This is a genomic window from Roseomonas sp. USHLN139, from assembly GCF_037145735.1.
In the GTDB taxonomy this organism is placed as follows: Bacteria; Pseudomonadota; Alphaproteobacteria; order Acetobacterales; family Acetobacteraceae; genus Pseudoroseomonas.
Window position 1 is genome coordinate 334,694 of record NZ_JBBCWY010000001.1, and the last position, 18,608, is coordinate 353,301.

Below are 18,608 nucleotides of genomic sequence, written 5' to 3' on the forward strand. Positions count from 1 at the left end.
CATCATGGGCCGCATCGCCCTGCCACGCAGCGGCTCGGGGAGCGAGGAGGGCGCCTCGCTCTACGCCGCGCACCAGAAGGTCTATCCCAAGGCGGTGCGCGGCCCGGTGCGGCGCCTCAAATGGGTGATGCTGGCCGCCTGCCTGGCCATCTACTACCTGTTGCCCTGGCTGCGCTGGGACCGTGGTCCCGGCCTGCCGGACCAGGCCGTGCTGGTCGACGTCGCCGATGCCCGCATCTTCCTGTTCAACCTCGAGATCTGGCCGCAGGAGATCTATTTCGTCACCGGGCTGCTGGTGCTGGCGGCGATCGGGCTGTTCGCCGTCACCAGCCTGTTCGGCCGGGTCTGGTGCGGCTTCGCCTGCCCGCAGACCGTCTGGACCGATCTCTTCCTGCTGGTCGAGCGCTGGATCGAGGGCGACCGCAACGCGCGCATCAAGCGCGACGCGGCCCCGGCCTCGCGCGACAAGGTGCTGCGCAAGGTGCTGAAGCACGCCGCCTGGATCGCCATCGCGGCGGCGACCGGCGGCGCCTTCGTCATCTACTTCCAGGATGCGCGCGCTGCCCTCCGCGCCATCCCGGCCGGGACCGCCTCGGTCGAGACCTATGTCTTCTTCGCGCTCTTCACCGGCACCACCTACCTGCTGGCCGGCTGGGCGCGGGAGCAGGTCTGCACCTACATGTGCCCCTGGCCGCGCTTCCAGGCCGCCATGCTGGACGAGCAGTCGCTGGTGGTCACCTATCGCGCCTGGCGCGGCGAGCCGCGTGGCAAGGCGCGCGCCGAGGGCGTCGGCGACTGCGTCGACTGCCGCGCCTGCCTGCATGCCTGCCCGACCGGCATCGACATCCGCGACGGGCAGCAGCTGGCCTGCATCGGCTGCGGCCTCTGCATCGATGCCTGCGACGAGGTGATGCACAAGCTGCAGCGCCCGCACGGCCTGGTCGCCTTCGAGACCCTGGCCAACCTGGCCGCCAGCGATGCCGCGACGCTCGGCATGCCGCCGGGGCCGGTGCGGCAGCTCTGCGGCATGAAGGCGCGCGCCCCTGTCCGCCTCGCCCGGCCGCGCAGCCTGATGTATGCCGGCGTGCTGGCGCTGGTGGCCGCGGTGATGCTCGGCGCCTTCCTGCTGCGCGACAGCGCGACGCTCGCCGTGCTGCGCGACCGCGCCCCGCTCTATGTCCGCCTCTCCGATGGCGGCATCCGCAACGGCTACACGCTGAAGCTGGCCAACCGCCGGCTGGCCGAGCCGGCCCTGCTGCTGGAGCTGGTCGCGCCGCCCGGCTTCCAGCTGGTGGTGCAGGAGGCGCCGCTGGACGCGGGCGGCCATCCCCGCCTGCGCCTGGCCGCCGACGGCATCACCGAATGGCGCGCGCTGGTCAGCCTGCCGGCCGGCCAGCCGGTCGCCGCCAGCACGCCGATCCGCTTCCGCCTGCGCGACGCTGCCGGCCGGGTGCGGCTCGACGAATCCAGCGTCTTCCTCGCTCCTGAAAGAGGCTCGCCATGACCGCCCTCGCGTCGGACCGCCGCAGCAGCTGGATTCCCTGGGTCTTCGTCGGCGGCATGCTGCTGGTGATCGCGGTGAACGGGGTGCTGATCGTCTCGGCGCTGTCCACCTTCACCGGCGTCACCGAGGGCCAGGCCTATGACCGCGGCCTCGCCTACAACGACGTGCTGGCCGAGAATGCCCGCCAGGCGGCGCTGGGCTGGCAGGGCGAGGTGCGGCTGGCCGAGGATGGCAGCCTGGCGGTCAGCGTCACCGACCGCGACGGCCGCCCTGTCCCCGGCACGCTGCGCGGCGTGCTGCTGCGGCCGCTGGAGGCCACCGCCCTGCCGCTGGCCTTCACGCCGCAGGGCGAGGGCCGCTTCCGCGCCGCCCTGCCGGTGCCCAAGCCCGGCCAGTGGGAGGCGCGGCTGGTGCTGACCGGACCGGAAGGCCAGGAATTCGACCTGCGCCGGCGGCTGGTGCTGCCGTGACCCTGCTCTCCCCCGCCGAGCGGCCGGCCGCCCTGGCCTGCGCGCATTGCGGCGCGGCGCTGCCGGCGGGTGGCGGCCGCTTCTGCTGCCGCGGCTGCGAGGCGGCGGCGGGGCTGGTGGCGGGGCTCGGCCTCGATGCCTTCTATCAGCGGCAGAGCACGGCGGCCGGCACGCTGCGCCCGGCCGAGGCGCTGCCGGACACCGATTTCGCGGCCCTGACGATTGCCGAGAAGGGCGGCGTGCAGCGGCTGGAGCTGATGCTGGCCGGCCTGTCCTGCGGCGCCTGCGTCTGGCTGGTCGAGCAGGCGCTGGCCGCCGAGCCCGACGTGCTGCGGGCGCGCGCCAGCCTCTCCGCCCGGCGGCTGACCATCGCCTGGCGCGGCGAGCCCGCGCGCGCCAATGCGCTGGTGGCGCTGATCGCCTCGCTCGGCTTCCGCGCCGCGCCCTGGTCGCCGGCCTGCCTGCGCGCCACCGAGGATGCCGAGGGCCGCGCCCTGCTGCGGGCGCTGGGCATCGCTGCCTTCGGCATGATGAACGTCATGCTGGTCTCGGTCGCCGTCTGGGCCGGGGCCGACATGGGGGAGGCGACGCGCGGGCTGATGCACTGGCTGGCCGCGCTGATCGGCCTGCCGGTGGTGCTGGTGGCGGGGATGCCCTTCTACCGCTCGGCCTGGCGCGGCCTGCGGGCCGGGCGGCCGAACATGGACCTGGCGGTCTCGCTCGGCGTGCTGGCGACCACGGCGATGAGCCTGTCGGAGACCCTGCGCCAGGGCCCCTATACCTGGTTCGACGGCGCCACCGCCCTGCTGGCCCTGCTGCTGGCCGGGCGCGTGCTGGACCGCGCCGCCCGCCGCCGTGCCCGCCAGGCGGTGGCCGAGCTGCTGGCGCTGCAGGATGGCACCGTGCAGCGCATTGATGCCGGGGGGCGCGTCACCCATGCCCCGGCCGGCCAGCTGGTCGCCGGCGACCGCCTGCTGCTGGCCAGCGGCGAACGGCTGCGGCTGGATGCCGCGCTCGACGCGCCCGAGGCGCTGCTCGACACCGCCGCCACCACCGGCGAGAGCCTGCCGTGCCGCGTCCTGCAGGGCGAGGGGGTCGCCGCCGGCGCCGTCAACCTGGGCAACCCGGTGGCGATGCGGGTCACCGCCGCCGCCGCCGACGGGTCGCTGGCCGCCATGGCGCGGCTGCTGGAACGCGCCGAGCAGGCGCGCGGCCGCTTCGTGACGCTGGCCGACCGCGCCGCCCGCTTCTACGTGCCCATCGCCCATGCGGTGGCGCTGGCCACCTTCCTCGGCTGGTGGCTGTGGATGGGCCTGCCCTGGCAGCAGGCGCTGGTGCCGGCCGTCGCCGCGCTGATCATCACCTGCCCCTGCGGCCTGGCCATCGCCGTGCCCGCCGTGCAGGTCGCGGCCTCGGGCGCGCTGTTCCGCCGCGGCGTGCTGGTCGCCTCGGCCAGCGCGCTGGAGCGGCTGGCCAGCGCCGACTGCGCCGTGCTCGACAAGACCGGCACCCTGACCGAGGGCCGCCCGACCCTGCTGGAGGCGCCCGGCCGCCCGGCCTCCGCCCTGCGCGAGGCAGCCTCGATCGCCCGCGCCTCCCGCCACCCGCTGGCCCGCGCCCTGGTCGCCGCCTGCCCCGACGCCCCCGCCGCGCCCGAGGGCGTGCAGGAGATCCCCGGCCAGGGGCTGCGCGCCGGCGCGGTGCGGCTCGGCAGCGCGCCCTTCATCGGCCTGGCGCAGGAGGATGAGGGGCTGACCCTCTGGCTCGCCCGGCCCGGCCTGTCGCCGGTGCCCTTCCGCTTCGCCGACCGGCTGCGCCCCGATGCGGCGGCCACCGTCGCGGCGCTGGCCGGTCTCGGCCTGCCCGCCGAGCTGCTGTCCGGCGATGCGGGGCCGGCGGTCGAGGCGGTCGCCGAGGCCACCGGCATCGGCCCCTGGCAGGCCCGCGCCACCCCGGCCGACAAGGCCGATCGCGTCGCGGCGCTCAGCGTCGCCGGCCACAAGCCGCTGATGGTGGGCGATGGCCTGAACGACGCGGCGGCGCTGGCCCTGGCGCATGTCTCCGCCACCCCGGAAGGGGCGACCGACCTGGCGCAGACCGCGGCCGACCTGTTGCTGCGCGGCCAGGGCCTCTCGGCGCTGCCCTATGCCATCCGCGTCGCCCGACGCGCCCAGCGCCTGGCCCGGCAGAATATTGCTTTCAGCTTGATCTACAACATGGTCGCCATCCCCTGCGCGGTGCTGGGTTACGCGACCCCGCTGATCGCGGCGCTGGTCATGGCCAGCTCCTCGATCATCGTCATCCTCAATGCGCTGCGCGCCGGAAAGGCCCCCGCATGAACGCCCTGCTGCTGCTGGTGCCGCTGGCCCTGTTCCTCGGCCTGCTGGCCCTCGCCCTGTTCCTCTGGACGCTGCGCGCCCGCCAGTACGACGACCTGGACGGCGCCGCGTCCCGCATCCTGTTCGACGATCCCACGCCCGGAGGCCGCCCATGACCGCCAACCGCATCTTCTTCCTGGTCTTCAACGCCATCCTGGCCCTGGTCGGCCTGCTGCTGGCCGGCGCCTCGGTCGACGCGCCGCTGACCTTCTTCGCGCTGTCGCTGTTCCTGTTCGGGACCTTCTTCGCGCTGTGGCTGGTCAAGAAGACCTATGATGAGGCTGACCATCAGTCCTGAAGGGAAGGCCAGGAGAAGGAATTCCCCTGGACCCCATCTTTTTTTTGATTTCTTGGCCCTGCTCAGGCCTGCGCCACCCTGCAGGCCGCGCTTCGGCCGGGCCGTTTCGCCCCTCGTCGCCACCTGGACACGGCAGTCACCGCAGAAAATCGGGGGAATTCATTCCCCCGACCTTCAACCGGCCTGCTTTCTTCCGTTGACGGAGCGCCGCACCGCGCCCATGGTCCGGCGCCCTTTTTTCAAGCCAGGAAATCCCTGACCGATGCCTGCGATCACGTTGCCCGACCAGTCCGTCCGCGTCTTCGACGAGGCGGTGACGGGCACTACCGTGGCGGCCTCCATCGGTCCGGGGCTGGCCAAGGCGGCCTTGGCCATGCAGGTGGACGGGCAGCTGCGCGACCTGTCGCACCGCATCGAGGCCGATGCGGCGGTGCGCTTCATCACCCGCAAGGACCCGGAGGCGCTGGAGCTGATCCGGCATGACTCCGCCCATGTCCTGGCCGAGGCGGTGCAGGAGCTGTTCCCCGGCACCCAGGTGACCATCGGCCCGGCGATCGAGAACGGCTTCTATTACGATTTCGCCCGCAACGAGCCCTTCAAGCCGGAGGATTTCCCGGCGATCGAGAAGAAGATGCGGGAGATCATCGCCCGCAACGCCGCCTTCGTGCGCGAGGAATGGCCGCGCGAGCAGGCCATTTCTTTCTTTGAGGCGAAGGGCGAGCGCTACAAGGCGGAGCTGATCCGCGACCTACCGGTGGACGTGCCGATCAGCATCTACCGCCAGGGCGAGTGGCTCGACCTCTGCCGCGGGCCGCATATGCGGACCACGGGCGACATCGGCGCGGCCTTCAAGCTGATGAAGGTGGCCGGCGCCTATTGGCGCGGCGACCACCGCAACGCCATGCTGAGCCGCATCTACGCGACCGCCTGGCGCGACCAGAAGGAGCTCGACGCCTATCTCCACCAGCTGGAGGAGGCGGAGCGCCGCGACCACCGCAAGATCGGCAAGGAGATGGGCCTGTTCCACCTCCAGGAGGAGGCGGTCGGCTCGATCTTCTGGCACCCCAAGGGCTGGCGCCTCTACACCCGGGTGCAGGACTATATGCGCCGCCGGCTGGACGCGACCCAGTACCAGGAGGTGAAGACCCCGCAGCTGGTCGACCGCCGGCTGTGGGAGGCCTCGGGCCATTGGGAGAAGTACCGGGAGAACATGTTCCTCGCGACCGTCGACGACGAGTCGGAGAAGGACCGCGTCCTGGCGCTGAAGCCGATGAACTGCCCCTGCCATGTGCAGATCTTCAACCATGGCTTGCGCTCCTACCGGGAGCTGCCGATGCGCATGGCCGAGTTCGGCGCCTGCCACCGCTACGAGCCCTCGGGCGCGCTGCACGGCATCATGCGGGTGCGCAGCTTCACCCAGGACGACGCGCATATCTTCTGCACCGAGGCGCAGATCGCCGCCGAGACGGTCGAGTTCGTTGCCCTGCTGTCGCGCGTCTACAAGGATTTCGGCTTCGAGAGCTTCCGGGTGAAGTTCTCCGACCGGCCGGAGAAGCGCGCCGGCGACGACGCCACCTGGGACCGGGCCGAGGGCGCGCTGAAGGAAGCCTGCCTGACCGCCGGCGTCGAGTATGAGCTGAACCCGGGGGAGGGCGCCTTCTACGGCCCCAAGCTGGAATTCGTCCTGCGCGACGCGATTGGCCGCGACTGGCAGTGCGGCACGCTGCAGGTCGACTTCGTGCTGCCCGAGCGGCTGGACGCGGTCTATGTCGGCGAGGACGGCAACCGGCACCGCCCGGTCATGCTGCACCGCGCCATCCTGGGCAGCTTCGAGCGCTTCCTCGGCATCCTGATCGAGCAGCATGCCGGGCGCTTCCCGCTCTGGCTGGCCCCGGTGCAGGTGGCGGTGGCCACCATCGTCGACGAGGCGGCGCCCTTCGCCCGCGAGGTGGCGGCCGCCCTGCAGAAGGCCGGGCTGGCGGTGGAGCTCGACCTGCGCAACGAGAAGATCAACCGCAAGGTCGTCGACCATATCGACCAGCGCGTGCCCGTGCTGGCGGTGATCGGCAAGCGCGAGGCCGAGGAGGGCAAGGTGGTGCTGCGCCGCCTGCCGGGCCGCGAGCAGGTGGTGGTGACGCTGCAGGAAGCGGTCGCCACCCTTGCGGCGGAGGCCACGCCACCCGATCTGTCACCGGACGCATAGCATTTGGTGCGCAAAGGTTGCAGCGGCCCTGCCGCTGCAGCATAAGACCCGTTGAACTTCGTTCCAACAGCGACAGGAGCCGACTCTGGCCCGAGGCCCTATTCCGAATCAGTTGCCGCCCCGCGACGGCCCGCGCGTCAACGAGGATATCCGCGTTCCGCAGGTCCGCCTGATCGATCAGGACGGCGAGATGCTCGGCGTGATGAGCGCGCGTGAAGCGCTGCTGCGCGCCTATGAGCTGGGCATGGATCTGCTTGAGATCAGCCCGAACGCCGTCCCGCCGGTCTGCAAGATCACCGACTACGGCAAGTACAAGTACGAGCAGCAGAAGAAGGCCAACGAGGCCCGCAAGAAGCAGAAGATCGTCGAGATCAAGGAAATCAAGGTTCGTCCGAACATTGATGACCATGACTATGACGTCAAGATGCGCGCGGCCAAGGGCTTCATCGAGGAAGGCGACAAGGTGAAGGTCACCCTGCGCTTCCGCGGCCGTGAAATGGCGCACCAGGATCTGGGCGTGAAGGTTCTCGAGCGCATCCGCACCGAGCTGGCCGAGCTGGCCAAGGTCGAGCAGATGCCGCGTCTGGAAAACCGCCAGATGATCATGGTGCTGGCGCCCAAATAAGCGCCCGCTGGCCTGCGGGGCCGGGGGAATTCCTCCGGCCGGCGCAGGGCCCCCGATAATGTTCGAGCCGATGTTTGAACCCCGGTGTTCGAACCAACGTCCGAAGCCGCCCCCTCGCCGGGCGGCTTTTTTTGTGCCGTGCCGGCCGGGCAGGTGTCTCCGGTACCGCGTGGTAAGGCGCGGGCCCGCATCCTGGGAAGGCCGGCGGGCGCCGCAATTCCGCCACCCTTCGGCCGCCGGCCGGCCGGGATCGGGTCGCAGCCTGCCGGAATGATGGCCGGGCCGCCTGCCGGGAAGGGATCGCCGATGACGCGGAAGACCTTACGCTACCGCCTGGGGCTCGCCCTCCTTGGCCTGCCGCTGATGGCCGGCGCGGCCGCGGCCGAACCGGCGGTGGTGATCGACCGCATCCGCCTGCATGCCGGCCCGGCCGCCGAATACCCGATGATCGCCGTGCTGGAGCGCGGCATGACGGTCGAGGTGGTCGGCTGCCTGCAGGGCTATACCTGGTGCGACATCCTGGTCGGGCCGCAGCGCGGCTGGCTGCGCGGCGGCTTCCTGGCGATGAGCCCGTATCCTGCCCAGGCGCCCGTGCCGCTCTCCGGGATCGGCCCCGCGGTCGGCCTGCCGATCGTGGTGTTCAGCCTCGGCCACTACTGGGATTCCTATTACCGCGGCCAGCCCTGGTACCGGGAGCGCGACCGCTGGGCCTCGGCCCCGCCGCCGCCGCCGGGCTACGGCCCGGGCTGGGGTGGCCCGCCGCCGCCAGGCTGGGGCGGCGGACCTCCGCGCCCCGGTTGGGGGCCTGGGCCCCGTCCGGGACCTGGTCCGGGTCCGGGTCCTGGCCAGGGCGGGCCGCCGGTGCCGGGCTGGGGTGGCGGACCACCGGGATCGGGCGGGCCGGGGCCGGGTTGGGGCGGTGGGCCGCCGTCGGGCGGACCGGGCCCTGGGCCAGGCCCTGGTCCGGCTGGGCCAGGGCCGGGCTGGGGCGGGCCGCCGACGGGTGGTCCGGGACCGGGATGGGCCGGGCCGCGCCCGGGCCCTGGTCCAGGCGGAGCGCCGGGGCCGGGGTCTGGTGGTCCGGGCGTCGGCCCGGGAGGTCCGGGGCCGACCGGCCCAGGTCCCGGGATCGGCGGGCCAGGCGGTGGCGCTGGACCGGGCGCTGGGGGTTCCGGCGGGCCGCGGCCGGGTGGCGGCCCGGGCGGTGGCGCTGGGCCGGGCGTTGGAGGTCCTGGCGGGCCGCGGCCGGGTGGTGGTGGTCCGGGGCCGGTCGGGCCGGGTCCCGGGATCGGTGGGCCGGGCGGTGGCGCTGGGCCGGGCGCCGGGGGTCCTGGCGGGCCGCGGCCGGGTGGCGGCCCGGGGCCGGCCGGGCCGGGTCCCGGGATCGGTGGGCCGGGCGGTGGCGCTGGACCGGGCGCCGGGGGTCCTGGCGGGCCGCGGCCGGGTGGTGGTCCGGGGCCGATCGGGCCGGGTGCCGGCGGTCCGGGGCCGCGGCCGGGCGGGCCTCCGCCGGGTGGCGGCGGGATGCCGGGTGGGCCGCCGCATGCGCCGGGGATGCCGCCGGGCGCGTCGCCGCGGCCGGGGCCGGTGGCCGGACCGGTCAATCATCCGGCGCCGATGCCCGCGCCGCGGCCTGCCGGCCCGCCGCCGGCGATGCATCAGGGGCCGCCGCAGGGCGGCGGCGGCCATCCGCCCCCGCGCCCGCAACAGCAGGAGCGCCCGCCGCGCTGAAAACAGGCAGAAAAAAGAAGGGGTCCAGGGGAATTCCTTCCCCTGGCCTGGCTTACTTCTTGGAGAACCGCAGCTCGAGCCCGCGCGCGCGCCAGCCCGCCTCGATGACCGCCTTGTCGACCAGCCCGGAGGGATCGGCGCGGCGCGGCGCCGTCGCCAGGCCGGGCGCCCGGTCGCGCCGCCAGATGCCGAGCAGGCGGCGCATCTCGTCGAGCGGGGTGGGGTGGTCGTCGACCCGCAGGTCGAGGTCGGGGAAGTCTTCCGTGGTGATCAGCTTCATCGCCGCCGATTGCCGGCCGCGGCGGTCGCCGCCGGCGGCCTGGCCGGCATCGAGCGCCAGCATCAGCCGCTCCGGCAGCGGCAGGGCGGCGGCGGAGGCGTAGCAGGCGGCGGTCTCGGTCACCACGCTCTCGCCGGCCAGCATGTTGCCGGCGACCGAGAAGCCGGGGCCGCTGGTGCTGCCGGCCCATTCGACGCAGCTCTCGCCGGTCCAGGCGGCCGCGTTGCCGTGGCGGTCGACGCAGTGGATCTGGCGCAGCGCCGCGCCGCGGTCGCCGGCCAGCGCGCCCTGGATGGCCTCGGCCGGCGCCAGCCCGCGCGCCAGCCCGTCCAGCACCGCCGGGCCCAGGTAGCGGTTGGTGAAGGACTGGGTGGAGACGGCGCCGATGCCGGGCCGCACGAAGGGGCAGGAGGCGCCGACGGCGAAGGCGCAGGTGGTGACGGCGACGGCGAAGGCGCCGCTGGCAGGGTCATGCGCCACGATCGACCAGGTCATCCGGGAAGGCTCCTCACCGCTGTTCGCCTGACCGTGGCGGCGGGCGCGCCGCCGATCAAGGGGGCGGGCGAGCGCCGTTGCGTGAGGCGAAAGCCGGGATGCGCCCCGCGAGCAGCGCAACCGTTGCAACCCTGTCGCGCCGCGGCGGCCGCCTGGCCACCGCTCGAAAGTCTTGCGTCGCGGAGGGGAACGTGGTGCAAGCTCGCCCATGGCCGACCTGTCCTCCCAAGCCCTCCACCAGGACCGCATCCTCATCCTCGATTTCGGCAGCCAGGTGACGCAGCTCATTGCGCGCCGGGTCCGGGAATCGGGCGTCTATTGCGAGGTGTGGCCCTTCACCGCCCAAGCCGAGCGCATCCGGGGCTTCGCGCCGAAGGGGATCATCCTCTCGGGCGGGCCGGCCAGCACGGTCGACGAAGGCAGCCCGCGGGCGCCGCAGGCGGTGTTCGAGATGGGGGTGCCGCTGCTCGGCATCTGCTACGGCCAGCAGACCATGTGCATGCAGCTGGGCGGGCTGGTCGAGAAGAGCGACCACCAGGAATACGGCCGCGCCTATGTCGAGGTGCAGGAAGCCTGCGCGCTGACCCAGGATGTCTGGGCCGCCGGCGCCCGCGAGCAGGTCTGGATGAGCCATGGCGACCGCGTCGCGCGGCTCCCCGAGGGCTTCCGCATCGTCGCGACCTCCGAGGGCGCGCCCTTCGCCATGGTCGCCGATAACAGCCGCCATTTCTACGGCATCCAGTTCCACCCCGAGGTGGTGCACACGCCGCATGGCGCCGCGCTGCTGAAGAACTTCACCCATGGCGTCTGCGGCTGCCAGGGCGACTGGACGATGGCCGCCTTCCGCGCCGAGGCGGTGGCGCGCATCCGCGCCCAGGTCGGCACCGGCAAGGTGATCTGCGGCCTCTCGGGCGGCGTCGATTCCTCGGTGGCGGCGGTGCTGATCCACGAGGCGATCGGCGACCAGCTGACCTGCATCTATGTCGATCACGGGCTGATGCGCGGCGGCGAGACCGAGCAGGTGGTCGCCACCTTCCGCGACCGCTTCAACATCAAGCTGGTGCATCGCGACGCCTCCGACCTGTTCCTCGGCCAGCTGGCCGGCGTCACCGACCCGGAGAAGAAGCGCAAGACCATCGGCCGGCTGTTCATCGAGGTCTTCGAGGAAGAGCAGGCGAAGCTGGGCGGCGCCGACTTCCTGGCCCAGGGCACGCTCTATCCGGACGTGATCGAGAGCGTCTCGGCCACCGGCGGGCCCTCGGTCACCATCAAGTCGCACCACAATGTCGGCGGCCTGCCCGAGGGCATGCGCATGCAGCTGGTCGAGCCGCTGCGCGACCTGTTCAAGGACGAGGTCCGCGCGCTGGGCCGCGAGCTCGGCATGCCGGAGGAGATCGTCGGCCGCCACCCCTTCCCGGGGCCCGGCCTGGCGATCCGCATCCCCGGCGAGGTGACACGCGAGAAGGTGCAGGTGCTGCAGAAGGCCGACCTGATCTATCTGGAGGAGATCCGCGCCGCCGGCCTCTATGACGCGATCTGGCAGGCCTTCACCGTGCTGCTGCCGGTGAAGAGCGTCGGCGTGATGGGCGACGGCCGCACCTATGACAATGTCTGCGCGCTGCGGGCGGTGACCTCGACCGATGGCATGACGGCCGATGTCTATCCCTTCACCATGGACTTCCTGACCCGCGTGGCGGGGCGCATCGTCAACGAGGTGCGCGGCATCAACCGGGTGACCTACGACATCACCTCGAAGCCGCCCGGGACGATCGAGTGGGAATGATCCCGCGCCGCTGACGCCGCAGGCGGCGGGGGGCCTGCGCGCGCCCCGCCGCGGCTGGTAGCATGGCCCGTCGCGCCGCCCCGATTCGGTCCTGATGGCAGGTCCTCGCGGCGGCGGATACGGAGGAAGCCATGCTCAACCACGTCATGGTCGGCTCGAACGATATCGAGCGATCGAAGCGTTTCTACGATGCCGTGCTGGGCACGCTCGGCGCCGGCGAGCCGGTGCGCAACACCGCCGCCAGCGGCCACCAGCGCCTGTTCTACCGCCATGCCGGCAGCAGCTTCGGCGTCAGCCAGCCGATCGACAACGCCCCGGCGACGGCCGGCAATGGCAGCACCATCGGCTTCAAATGCGACAGCCCCGAGCAGCTGAAGGCCTTCCATGACGCCGCCGTGGCGCATGGCGGCACCTCGATCGAGGAGCCGCCGGGCCCGCGCGAGAGCCCGATGGGCACGATCCACCTGGCCTATGTGCGCGACCCGGACGGCAACAAGCTCTGCGCCGTGCACCGCCCCGCGGCGGGGTGACAGGCGGCGCCAAGCTGCCGGCGGCATGACCGCCGCGCCTGGGGGTGCGGCCCGGCCCGCACCGCCGGCGGCACGCAAGGCGGTCTCCGCCTGCGGGGCGCCCCCCTGGCCGATCCGCCGCGGCACACGATATGCCGGTCAGCCAGGCCAGGAGGGAGAAGGGCGATGTTCCTCGATCTGCCGGGCGGCGGGCCGCCCCGGCCGCCGGAGCTGCCGCCGCCGCCGCGCCTCTCGCCGCAGCGCCAGCGGCTGCTGCTCTGGATCATCGGCCTGAACGTGCTGCTGCTGCTGGTCGCGCCAATCGGCGGCGCCACGCTGATCACCGGGCTGCTGGCGCTGCTGCGCTAGGGCGGTTTCCCTTCGCCCTGGCGCAGGTCAGCCACTCTGGCCGCTTGTTCTTGCGGGCATCTTCACCCGGTCCGGTGATTCCACCAGACCGGGATCTGCTCTGGCCGGGTGGCCGGGTGGCCGGAGGCGCGGCCGGGCGGCCCTTGCGGCGGCCGGCCCCGGCGGCCGATACTCGGGGGCAGCGGCCCGGCAGAGGCCGTGGCCCCGGGGAGGGCGGCGCCCGTGTTCCGCGACCCTCCCAGGCGATATCCCCGATGCCCGCAAATTCCCCTGTCCGGCTGTTCGACATCGTGACCCCCGGCAGCACCAATCACCATGGCACCCTCTTCGGCGGCATCGGCCTGGCGCATATGGACAAGGTCGCCTTCATCGCCGCGGCACGCTTCGGCCGCGCCGATTTCGTCACCGCCAGCTGCGAGCGCATCGACTTCGCCGCCCCCTGCCGGCTGGGCGACATCGTCACGGTCGAGGGGCGGGTGGTGCGCCGCGGCCGCCGCTCGCTCGGCGTGGCAGTGAAGCTGCTGGCCGAGGCACCGCTCACCGGCGAGGTCCGTCATTGCGGCGGGGGTCTTTTTTCGATGGTCGCCCTCGGCGAGCCGGCGCCGGTCTTCCCCGCGCTGGTCGAGGACGAGGTCGAGCCGGAAGGAGAGCTCCGCATGGTTGACCTGGTGCTGCCGGGCCTGACCGGGCAGGGCGGGCGGATGGCGGCCGGGCGCAGCATCGACGCCATGGCCCGCGCCGCCTGGATCGCCGCCACCCGCGCCACCCGGCAGGCGCTGCAGCTGGCCGAATCCCGCGACGTGGTGCTGGAGCAGCCGATCGCCCCGGGCGAGGTGATGGAGCTGGTGCCGCGGCTCGAGGGCGGCGCCGGCGGCGCCTGCTGGGTGGCGGTGGAGCTGCGCGCCGAGGATGTGCTGAGCGGGGTGCAGCGGCGCTGCGGTGGCGGGCGGTTCCGGCTGGCCGCGGCGGCCGCGCTGGCGCCCGCCGGCGCCGTCGCTGCCTGAGCGGCCGCCCGGCGAGGGTCACGCCCAGGCGATCCCCGCTGTCTTCACTTCGTGCCGGACGTCCATGGTCACGCGGAAGGCCGGTCCCCAGATAAGAGTCCGAAGGCCGGGTGGGCAGCCCGCCGCACCCGCGCCAAGCCACAAGGAGCCCGGAAAGACATGTCTCTGCGGATCAATGCCACGGCGCCGAACTTCCAGGCGCAGACCACCCAGGGCCTGATCGACTTCCATGAATGGATCGGCGACAGCTGGGCGATCCTGTTCTCGCACCCGAAGGACTTCACCCCGGTCTGCACCACCGAGCTCGGCGCCATGGCCGGGCTGAAGCCGGAATTCGACCGCCGCAACACCAAGGTCATCGGCCTGTCGGTCGATCCGGTGGACAACCACGCCAAATGGGCCGCCGATATCGAGGAGACCCAGGGCCATGCGGTGAACTTCCCGATGATCGGCGACACCGAGCTGAAGGTGGCCACCGCCTATGACATGCTGCCCGAGAGCGCCGGCACCACCTCGGAAGGCCGCACCGCCGCCGACAACGCGACGGTCCGCGCCGTCTTCATCATCGGCCCGGACAAGAAGATCAAGGCGATGCTGACCTACCCCATGACCTCGGGGCGGAATTTCGACGAGGTGCTGCGGCTGCTCGATTCCTGCCAGCTGACCGCCCGCCACACGGTGGCCACGCCGGTGAACTGGCGCCCGGGCGATGACGTCATCATCCCGCCCTCGGTCAGCAACGAGGCCGCCGCCCAGAAATATCCGGCCGGCTGGAAGACACTGAAGCCCTATCTGCGCGTCGTCGCCCAGCCGCGCGACTAGCTTCTGTGCGTTCCGGGCGGTCGCTGGACGCCCGGAACGCCGCGCTGACGCTGCCACTGGTCGGCCCCTCGTTGCCAATTATAGTGTTGGCAGCGTAACAGGGCCGGCCGATGTCGATCTCCTTCGAGGAACTTGTCGGAACCCAGGACTGGGAGGCCTGGAAGCGCCGCAACCGGCACAACCTGGACCATCCCGCCGATTTCGAGCGGATCTTCGTCGAGCGGGTGCTGCAGGCCGTCGCGCGGATCGAGCCGGCTGACGTTGTGGCGCAGTTCCCCTTCACCTGCGCCAGGCGCCGGCAGCGTCGCGTCGACTTCATGATCATCTCCCCGGCCAAGGGATACCTGCTGCCGATCGAGCTCGATGGCAAAGACAAGGGCGAGGTCAAGAACCAGTGGAACGACTTCCTGTTCCGCCAGAATCAGATCATCCGGACCTTCGGTACGATCCTGCGCTTCACCAACGACCAGATGTTCAACGAGACGCGGCAGGTCGTCGACACCATTGACGAGGTCCTGGCGGAGCAGGCGGCCGACCGCAAGGATGGTCGCCGGGCCGCCTATCTCCGGCGCTATGGCGGTGTCGGGGAAGCCCCGCCGCCATCCAAACCGCGGCCGCCGGTCGCCGAGCCGACCTCGGCGCAGGTGCCGCAGCGCCGTTTGGTCCCGGGCAGCCTCATGGAACGGCTGATCACCCTGCAAGGGGCGCGAGCGGCCGCCGAGACGCCCCCGGCCAGGCCGCCCGGCGTGGCGCCAAGCCCCCGGTTGTCGTCCACGGTGCCCTCGGTGAACAAGGTTCTCCGCCTGCCGGCACCGTCGTCGGTGGAGCCGTCGCCCAGGCCGGCTGCGGTGACAGCGGGGGGGACGGCGCTGGGCACAATCCTCGGACCGCTGCTGACCCCGGCGGGGCCGACCCCCGGAGGGGCGGCCCGCCCCGTCGCCGCTCCACCGCCCGTGGAGGCCGCGCCGCAGTCCGCCCGGCCGCCATCTGGTCCGCCGCAATCTGTCCCGCTCCGGCCTGCCCCATCCGTGCCGCCAGCGTTGTGGCCTGGCCGCCGCTGGCGCGGACCTGCCCTGGTGGCCGGCAGTGTGGCGGTCCTTCTGGCCGGACTGGCCTTTGGTCTCGCCCGGCCCGAGCCGCCGGCCGTACCGGCGCTGCGCGACGTCGGGCGGATCTCCGGCCAGGACGGGGCGGGCGCCCGCTTTCTGCCCGCCAGTCAGGCCGGCGCCCTGGTCGGTAGCGCGGGGACGCTCTGCGGGCAGGTGGTGGCGCTGCGCCACACCACGGAGGCCGTGGTCCTGGATCTCGACCGTCCGGCACCGGCGGCCGGGGTCAGCCTGGTGCTGCCTGCAGTCCTGGCGGCCGGCGCGGCGGCGCTGGATCTGCGTGTCGGTCGCTTCCTCTGTGTGCAGGGAAAGGTGCAGAGCCACCAGGGCCGGCCGTATCTGGAGATCCTGACGCTGGGGCAGGTGCTGCCCTGAGGCTTAACTTCCGCCATTGACCGTCTTCATATACGAACCATATACAATTCGTATATTGAGAGGCAGGAGGAACTACCGCCATGGGTCTCGTGAAGATCGACGACGCGCTGCATGAGGAGATCCGCCGCGCCAGCACGGTGATGTGCCGCTCGATCAATGCCCAGGCCGAGTTCTGGATGAAGATCGGCATGCTGGCCGAGGCACATCCGACGCTCTCCTTCACCGAGATCGTCCGCCGCGAGCTGGCCGCCGCCCAGGCCGCGCCCGCCTCGGCCGACCGTCCGGCCGCCTGACATGGTCAAGACGCCGGACGAGCTGGCCCTGATGCGCGTCTCCGGCCGGCTGCTGGCGCGGGTCTTCGAGATGCTGGACGGGCTGGCGCTGGCGGGGATGTCGACGCTGCAGGTCAACGACCTGGTCGAGCGCTTCATCACCGGCGAGCTGCAGGCCCGCCCGGCCAGCAAGGGGCAATACGGCTTCGGCTTCGTGCTGAACGCCTCGGTCAACCAGGTGGTCTGCCACGGCGTGCCGGAGGCGGCGCGGATCCTGCGCGAGGGCGACATCGTCAACCTGGACATCACGCTGGAGAAGGATGGCTTCATCGCCGATTCCAGCAAGACCTACCTGGTGGGCGAGGTGGCGCCCGCCGCCCGCCGGCTGGTCCAGGTGGCCGAGGCCGCGATGTGGCAGGGCATCCGCCAGGTGCGGCCCGGCGCGCATCTGGGCGATATCGGCCATGCCATCGAGCGCCATGCCAGGCGCCATGGCTGCTCGGTGGTGCGGGAATATTGCGGCCACGGCATCGGCCGCGCCATGCACGAGGAACCGCAGGTGATGAACACCGGCCGCCCCGGCGCCGGGCTGCGGCTGCGGCCGGGCATGGTCTTCACCATCGAGCCGATGATCAACCAGGGCCGCCGCCAGGTCGCCACCGAGCCGGATGGCTGGACCGTGGTGACGGTGGACGGCAAGCTGTCCGCCCAGTTCGAGCATACGGTGGCGGTGACGGCGGCGGGGGTCGAGGTGCTGACGCTGCGACGGGGGGAGGCGGCCGCCTGACGGCAATGGCCGGCCCGCCGCGTCACCCGGCCGCCACCGCCGCCACCGCGGCCGCCAGCGCCGCCACGGCGCGCTCGATCCGCCTGGGCTCCAGCGCGCCATAGCCCATCATCAGCCCGAGGCTTCCGGGTTGCGGCGCGCCGGGGGCGTAGAGCGGCGCCACCGGATGGAGGCCGATCTGGCGCCGCAGCGCCGCCGCGCGCAGCGCCCCGGCAGCCGTGGCGGGCAGGGCGTCCAGCCAGGCCAGCAGGTGCAGCCCGGCGGCATCGCCCTCGATGCGGATCGCCGCGCCGAAATGGCGCTGCAGCGCCTCGATCAGCGTGGCGCGGCGCTCGGCGTTGCGGCGGCGCAGGCGGCGGATATGCCGCTCATAGGCGCCGCTCTCCAGCAGGGCGGCCAGCGCCGCCTGCTCCAGCGCCGCGGTGTGGCGGTCCGTCACCTGCTTCGCCACCGCGAAGCTTTCCGTCAGCGCCCGCGGCAGCACCAGATAGCCGAGGCGCAGCGTCGGCGAGAGCGTCTTGGAGACCGTGCCCAGGTAGATCACCGGGGCGGCGGCCTCGCCTTCCTCCGCCAGCGCGTGCAGCGGCGGGACCGGCGCGATGTCGTAGCGGAACTCGCTGTCGTAATCGTCCTCGATGACGAAGGCGGCCTGGCGGCGGGCCCAGTCCAGCAGGGCGCGGCGGCGCGCCACCGGCAGCACGCCGCCCAGCGGGAACTGGTGCGAGGGCGTCACATAGGCCAGCCGCGCCGCGATTCCTGTCAGTTCCTCCGTGCGCAGCCCCTCGGCGTCGACGGGGACGGGGATCGCCTCCGCGCCGACACTGGAAAAGATATGGCGGGCCATGGCGTAGCCCGGGTTCTCCATGACGAAGCGGTCGCCCGGGTCCAGCAGCAGCCGGGCGCAGAGATCCAGCCCCTGCTGCGAGCCATTGACCACGACGATCTGGCCAGGCTCGCAGCGCAGGCCGCGGGCGCGCCATAGATAGGCCTGCAGCGCCGCGCGCAGCTCCGGCGCGCCCTGCGGGTCGCCATAGGCCAGGCGGTCGGGGCGGCGGGCGATGGCGGCATCCACCGCGCGCTTCCACAGCAGGGTCGGGAAATCGCCGGCGGCCAGGTCGCCATAGCGGAAATCGGCCAGCAGCCGCGGCGCCGGGGCCTGCCAGCGCACGGGCCCCGAGGGCAGCCGCGCCGCATAGGCCGACAGCCGTGGCCCCGGCGGGGCCGTGGCGGTCGGCGGCGCGGCGGGGGCGGGCGCCAGCCCCGCCACCTGCGGCCGCGCGCCCTGGCGGATGGCCACGAAGCCTTCGGCGGCGAGCTGCTCATAGGCGGCGGTGACGGTGGTGCGGGAGACGCCGAGCTCCGTCGCCAGCGCCCGCGACGAGGGCAGCAGCCCCTGGCTGCCATAGGCGCCGGCCAGGATCTGCTGCTTCAGCGTCGCATAGATCGCGCGCCCGCCCGGGCGTGGCTGGACCACCATCTGTCGTCGGAATCCTGAAGCCTGCCCGGCCAGTGTCGCGCGCGGCGGGGCGGCCGCCAAGCACTACTGGACCAGCCGGATCGGCGCCAACTGGTCCTGCGCAGGCCGGGCGGCTTGCGG

The 18,608-nt window shown here is 72.7% G+C and carries 18 protein-coding genes; 16 read left to right on the forward strand and 2 right to left on the reverse strand.

The window, feature by feature from the left end; translation table 11 throughout:
- Positions 1-4 precede the first annotated feature (4 nt).
- From ccoG to WFI16_RS26935, 8 genes are all read left to right on the forward strand, one after another.
- Positions 5-1,504 (forward strand): cytochrome c oxidase accessory protein CcoG, encoded by a 1,500-nt coding sequence (gene ccoG / locus WFI16_RS01525; RefSeq protein ID WP_419896024.1) that lies wholly within the window; start codon positions 5-7, stop codon positions 1,502-1,504.
- Positions 1,501-1,974, forward strand: a complete 474-nt coding sequence (locus WFI16_RS01530; protein WP_419896025.1) for a FixH family protein — start codon at positions 1,501-1,503, stop codon at positions 1,972-1,974. The genes ccoG and WFI16_RS01530 overlap by 4 nt, the downstream gene beginning before the upstream one ends.
- Positions 1,971-4,313: a heavy metal translocating P-type ATPase gene (locus WFI16_RS01535; RefSeq protein WP_419896026.1), complete on the forward strand. Its 2,343-nt coding sequence runs from the start codon at positions 1,971-1,973 to the stop codon at positions 4,311-4,313. The genes WFI16_RS01530 and WFI16_RS01535 overlap by 4 nt, the downstream gene beginning before the upstream one ends.
- The gene (ccoS, locus tag WFI16_RS01540) at positions 4,310-4,468 is read left to right on the forward strand and encodes a cbb3-type cytochrome oxidase assembly protein CcoS (protein WP_419896027.1); all 159 of its coding nucleotides are present in this window, start codon (positions 4,310-4,312) and stop codon (positions 4,466-4,468) included. Before WFI16_RS01535 ends, ccoS begins: the two co-directional genes overlap by 4 nt.
- Positions 4,465-4,650: a hypothetical protein gene (locus WFI16_RS01545; protein WP_419896028.1), complete on the forward strand. Its 186-nt coding sequence runs from the start codon at positions 4,465-4,467 to the stop codon at positions 4,648-4,650. The genes ccoS and WFI16_RS01545 overlap by 4 nt, the downstream gene beginning before the upstream one ends.
- A 262-nt stretch (positions 4,651-4,912) precedes the next feature.
- Complete coding sequence (gene thrS / locus WFI16_RS01550) at positions 4,913-6,853, forward strand: threonine--tRNA ligase (RefSeq protein ID WP_419896029.1); 1,941 nt, start codon at positions 4,913-4,915, stop codon at positions 6,851-6,853.
- A gap of 112 nt (positions 6,854-6,965) precedes the next feature.
- Positions 6,966-7,478 carry a translation initiation factor IF-3 gene (gene infC, locus WFI16_RS01555; RefSeq protein ID WP_106409200.1) on the forward strand — a complete coding sequence of 171 codons (513 nt, stop codon included), beginning with the start codon at positions 6,966-6,968 and terminating at the stop codon, positions 7,476-7,478.
- Positions 7,479-7,946: 468 nt separating this feature from the next.
- Complete coding sequence (locus WFI16_RS26935) at positions 7,947-9,209, forward strand: hypothetical protein (RefSeq protein ID WP_442970651.1); 1,263 nt, start codon at positions 7,947-7,949, stop codon at positions 9,207-9,209.
- Between the two features lie 52 nt (positions 9,210-9,261).
- On the opposite strand, the gene WFI16_RS01565 is transcribed toward WFI16_RS26935, so the two are convergent.
- The gene (locus WFI16_RS01565) at positions 9,262-9,984 is read right to left on the reverse strand and encodes a DUF1028 domain-containing protein (protein ID WP_419896031.1); all 723 of its coding nucleotides are present in this window, start codon (positions 9,982-9,984) and stop codon (positions 9,262-9,264) included.
- A 208-nt stretch (positions 9,985-10,192) separates the two neighbouring features.
- Here WFI16_RS01565 and guaA point away from each other — a divergent pair, with 208 nt between their 5' ends.
- The 8 genes from guaA (at position 10,193) to map (ending at position 17,011) form a co-directional block, all read left to right on the forward strand.
- Positions 10,193-11,767 carry a glutamine-hydrolyzing GMP synthase gene (gene guaA / locus WFI16_RS01570; protein ID WP_419896032.1) on the forward strand — a complete coding sequence of 525 codons (1,575 nt, stop codon included), beginning with the start codon at positions 10,193-10,195 and terminating at the stop codon, positions 11,765-11,767.
- Between the two features lie 131 nt (positions 11,768-11,898).
- Complete coding sequence (locus tag WFI16_RS01575; RefSeq protein WP_419896033.1) at positions 11,899-12,297, forward strand: VOC family protein; 399 nt, start codon at positions 11,899-11,901, stop codon at positions 12,295-12,297.
- Between the two features lie 165 nt (positions 12,298-12,462).
- On the forward strand, positions 12,463-12,645 hold the full coding sequence (locus WFI16_RS01580; RefSeq protein WP_419896034.1) for a hypothetical protein: 183 nt from the start codon (positions 12,463-12,465) through the stop codon (positions 12,643-12,645).
- Between the two features lie 254 nt (positions 12,646-12,899).
- Positions 12,900-13,649, forward strand: a complete 750-nt coding sequence (locus tag WFI16_RS01585) for an acyl-CoA thioesterase (RefSeq protein WP_419896035.1) — start codon at positions 12,900-12,902, stop codon at positions 13,647-13,649.
- 159 nt (positions 13,650-13,808) lie between these two features.
- The gene (locus tag WFI16_RS01590) at positions 13,809-14,471 is read left to right on the forward strand and encodes a peroxiredoxin (protein ID WP_419896036.1); all 663 of its coding nucleotides are present in this window, start codon (positions 13,809-13,811) and stop codon (positions 14,469-14,471) included.
- Between the two features lie 110 nt (positions 14,472-14,581).
- Positions 14,582-15,952, forward strand: a complete 1,371-nt coding sequence (locus tag WFI16_RS01595) for a hypothetical protein (RefSeq protein WP_419896037.1) — start codon at positions 14,582-14,584, stop codon at positions 15,950-15,952.
- A gap of 80 nt (positions 15,953-16,032) precedes the next feature.
- The gene (locus WFI16_RS01600) at positions 16,033-16,245 is read left to right on the forward strand and encodes a ParD-like family protein (RefSeq protein ID WP_419896038.1); all 213 of its coding nucleotides are present in this window, start codon (positions 16,033-16,035) and stop codon (positions 16,243-16,245) included.
- 1 nt (position 16,246) lies between these two features.
- A complete protein-coding gene (gene map, locus WFI16_RS01605) occupies positions 16,247-17,011 on the forward strand; it encodes a type I methionyl aminopeptidase (protein ID WP_419896039.1) in 765 nt (254 codons plus the stop codon).
- Positions 17,012-17,033: 22 nt separating this feature from the next.
- On the opposite strand, the gene pdxR is transcribed toward map, so the two are convergent.
- Positions 17,034-18,488 carry a MocR-like pyridoxine biosynthesis transcription factor PdxR gene (gene pdxR / locus WFI16_RS01610; protein WP_419896040.1) on the reverse strand — a complete coding sequence of 485 codons (1,455 nt, stop codon included), beginning with the start codon at positions 18,486-18,488 and terminating at the stop codon, positions 17,034-17,036.
- Positions 18,489-18,608 lie beyond the last annotated feature (120 nt).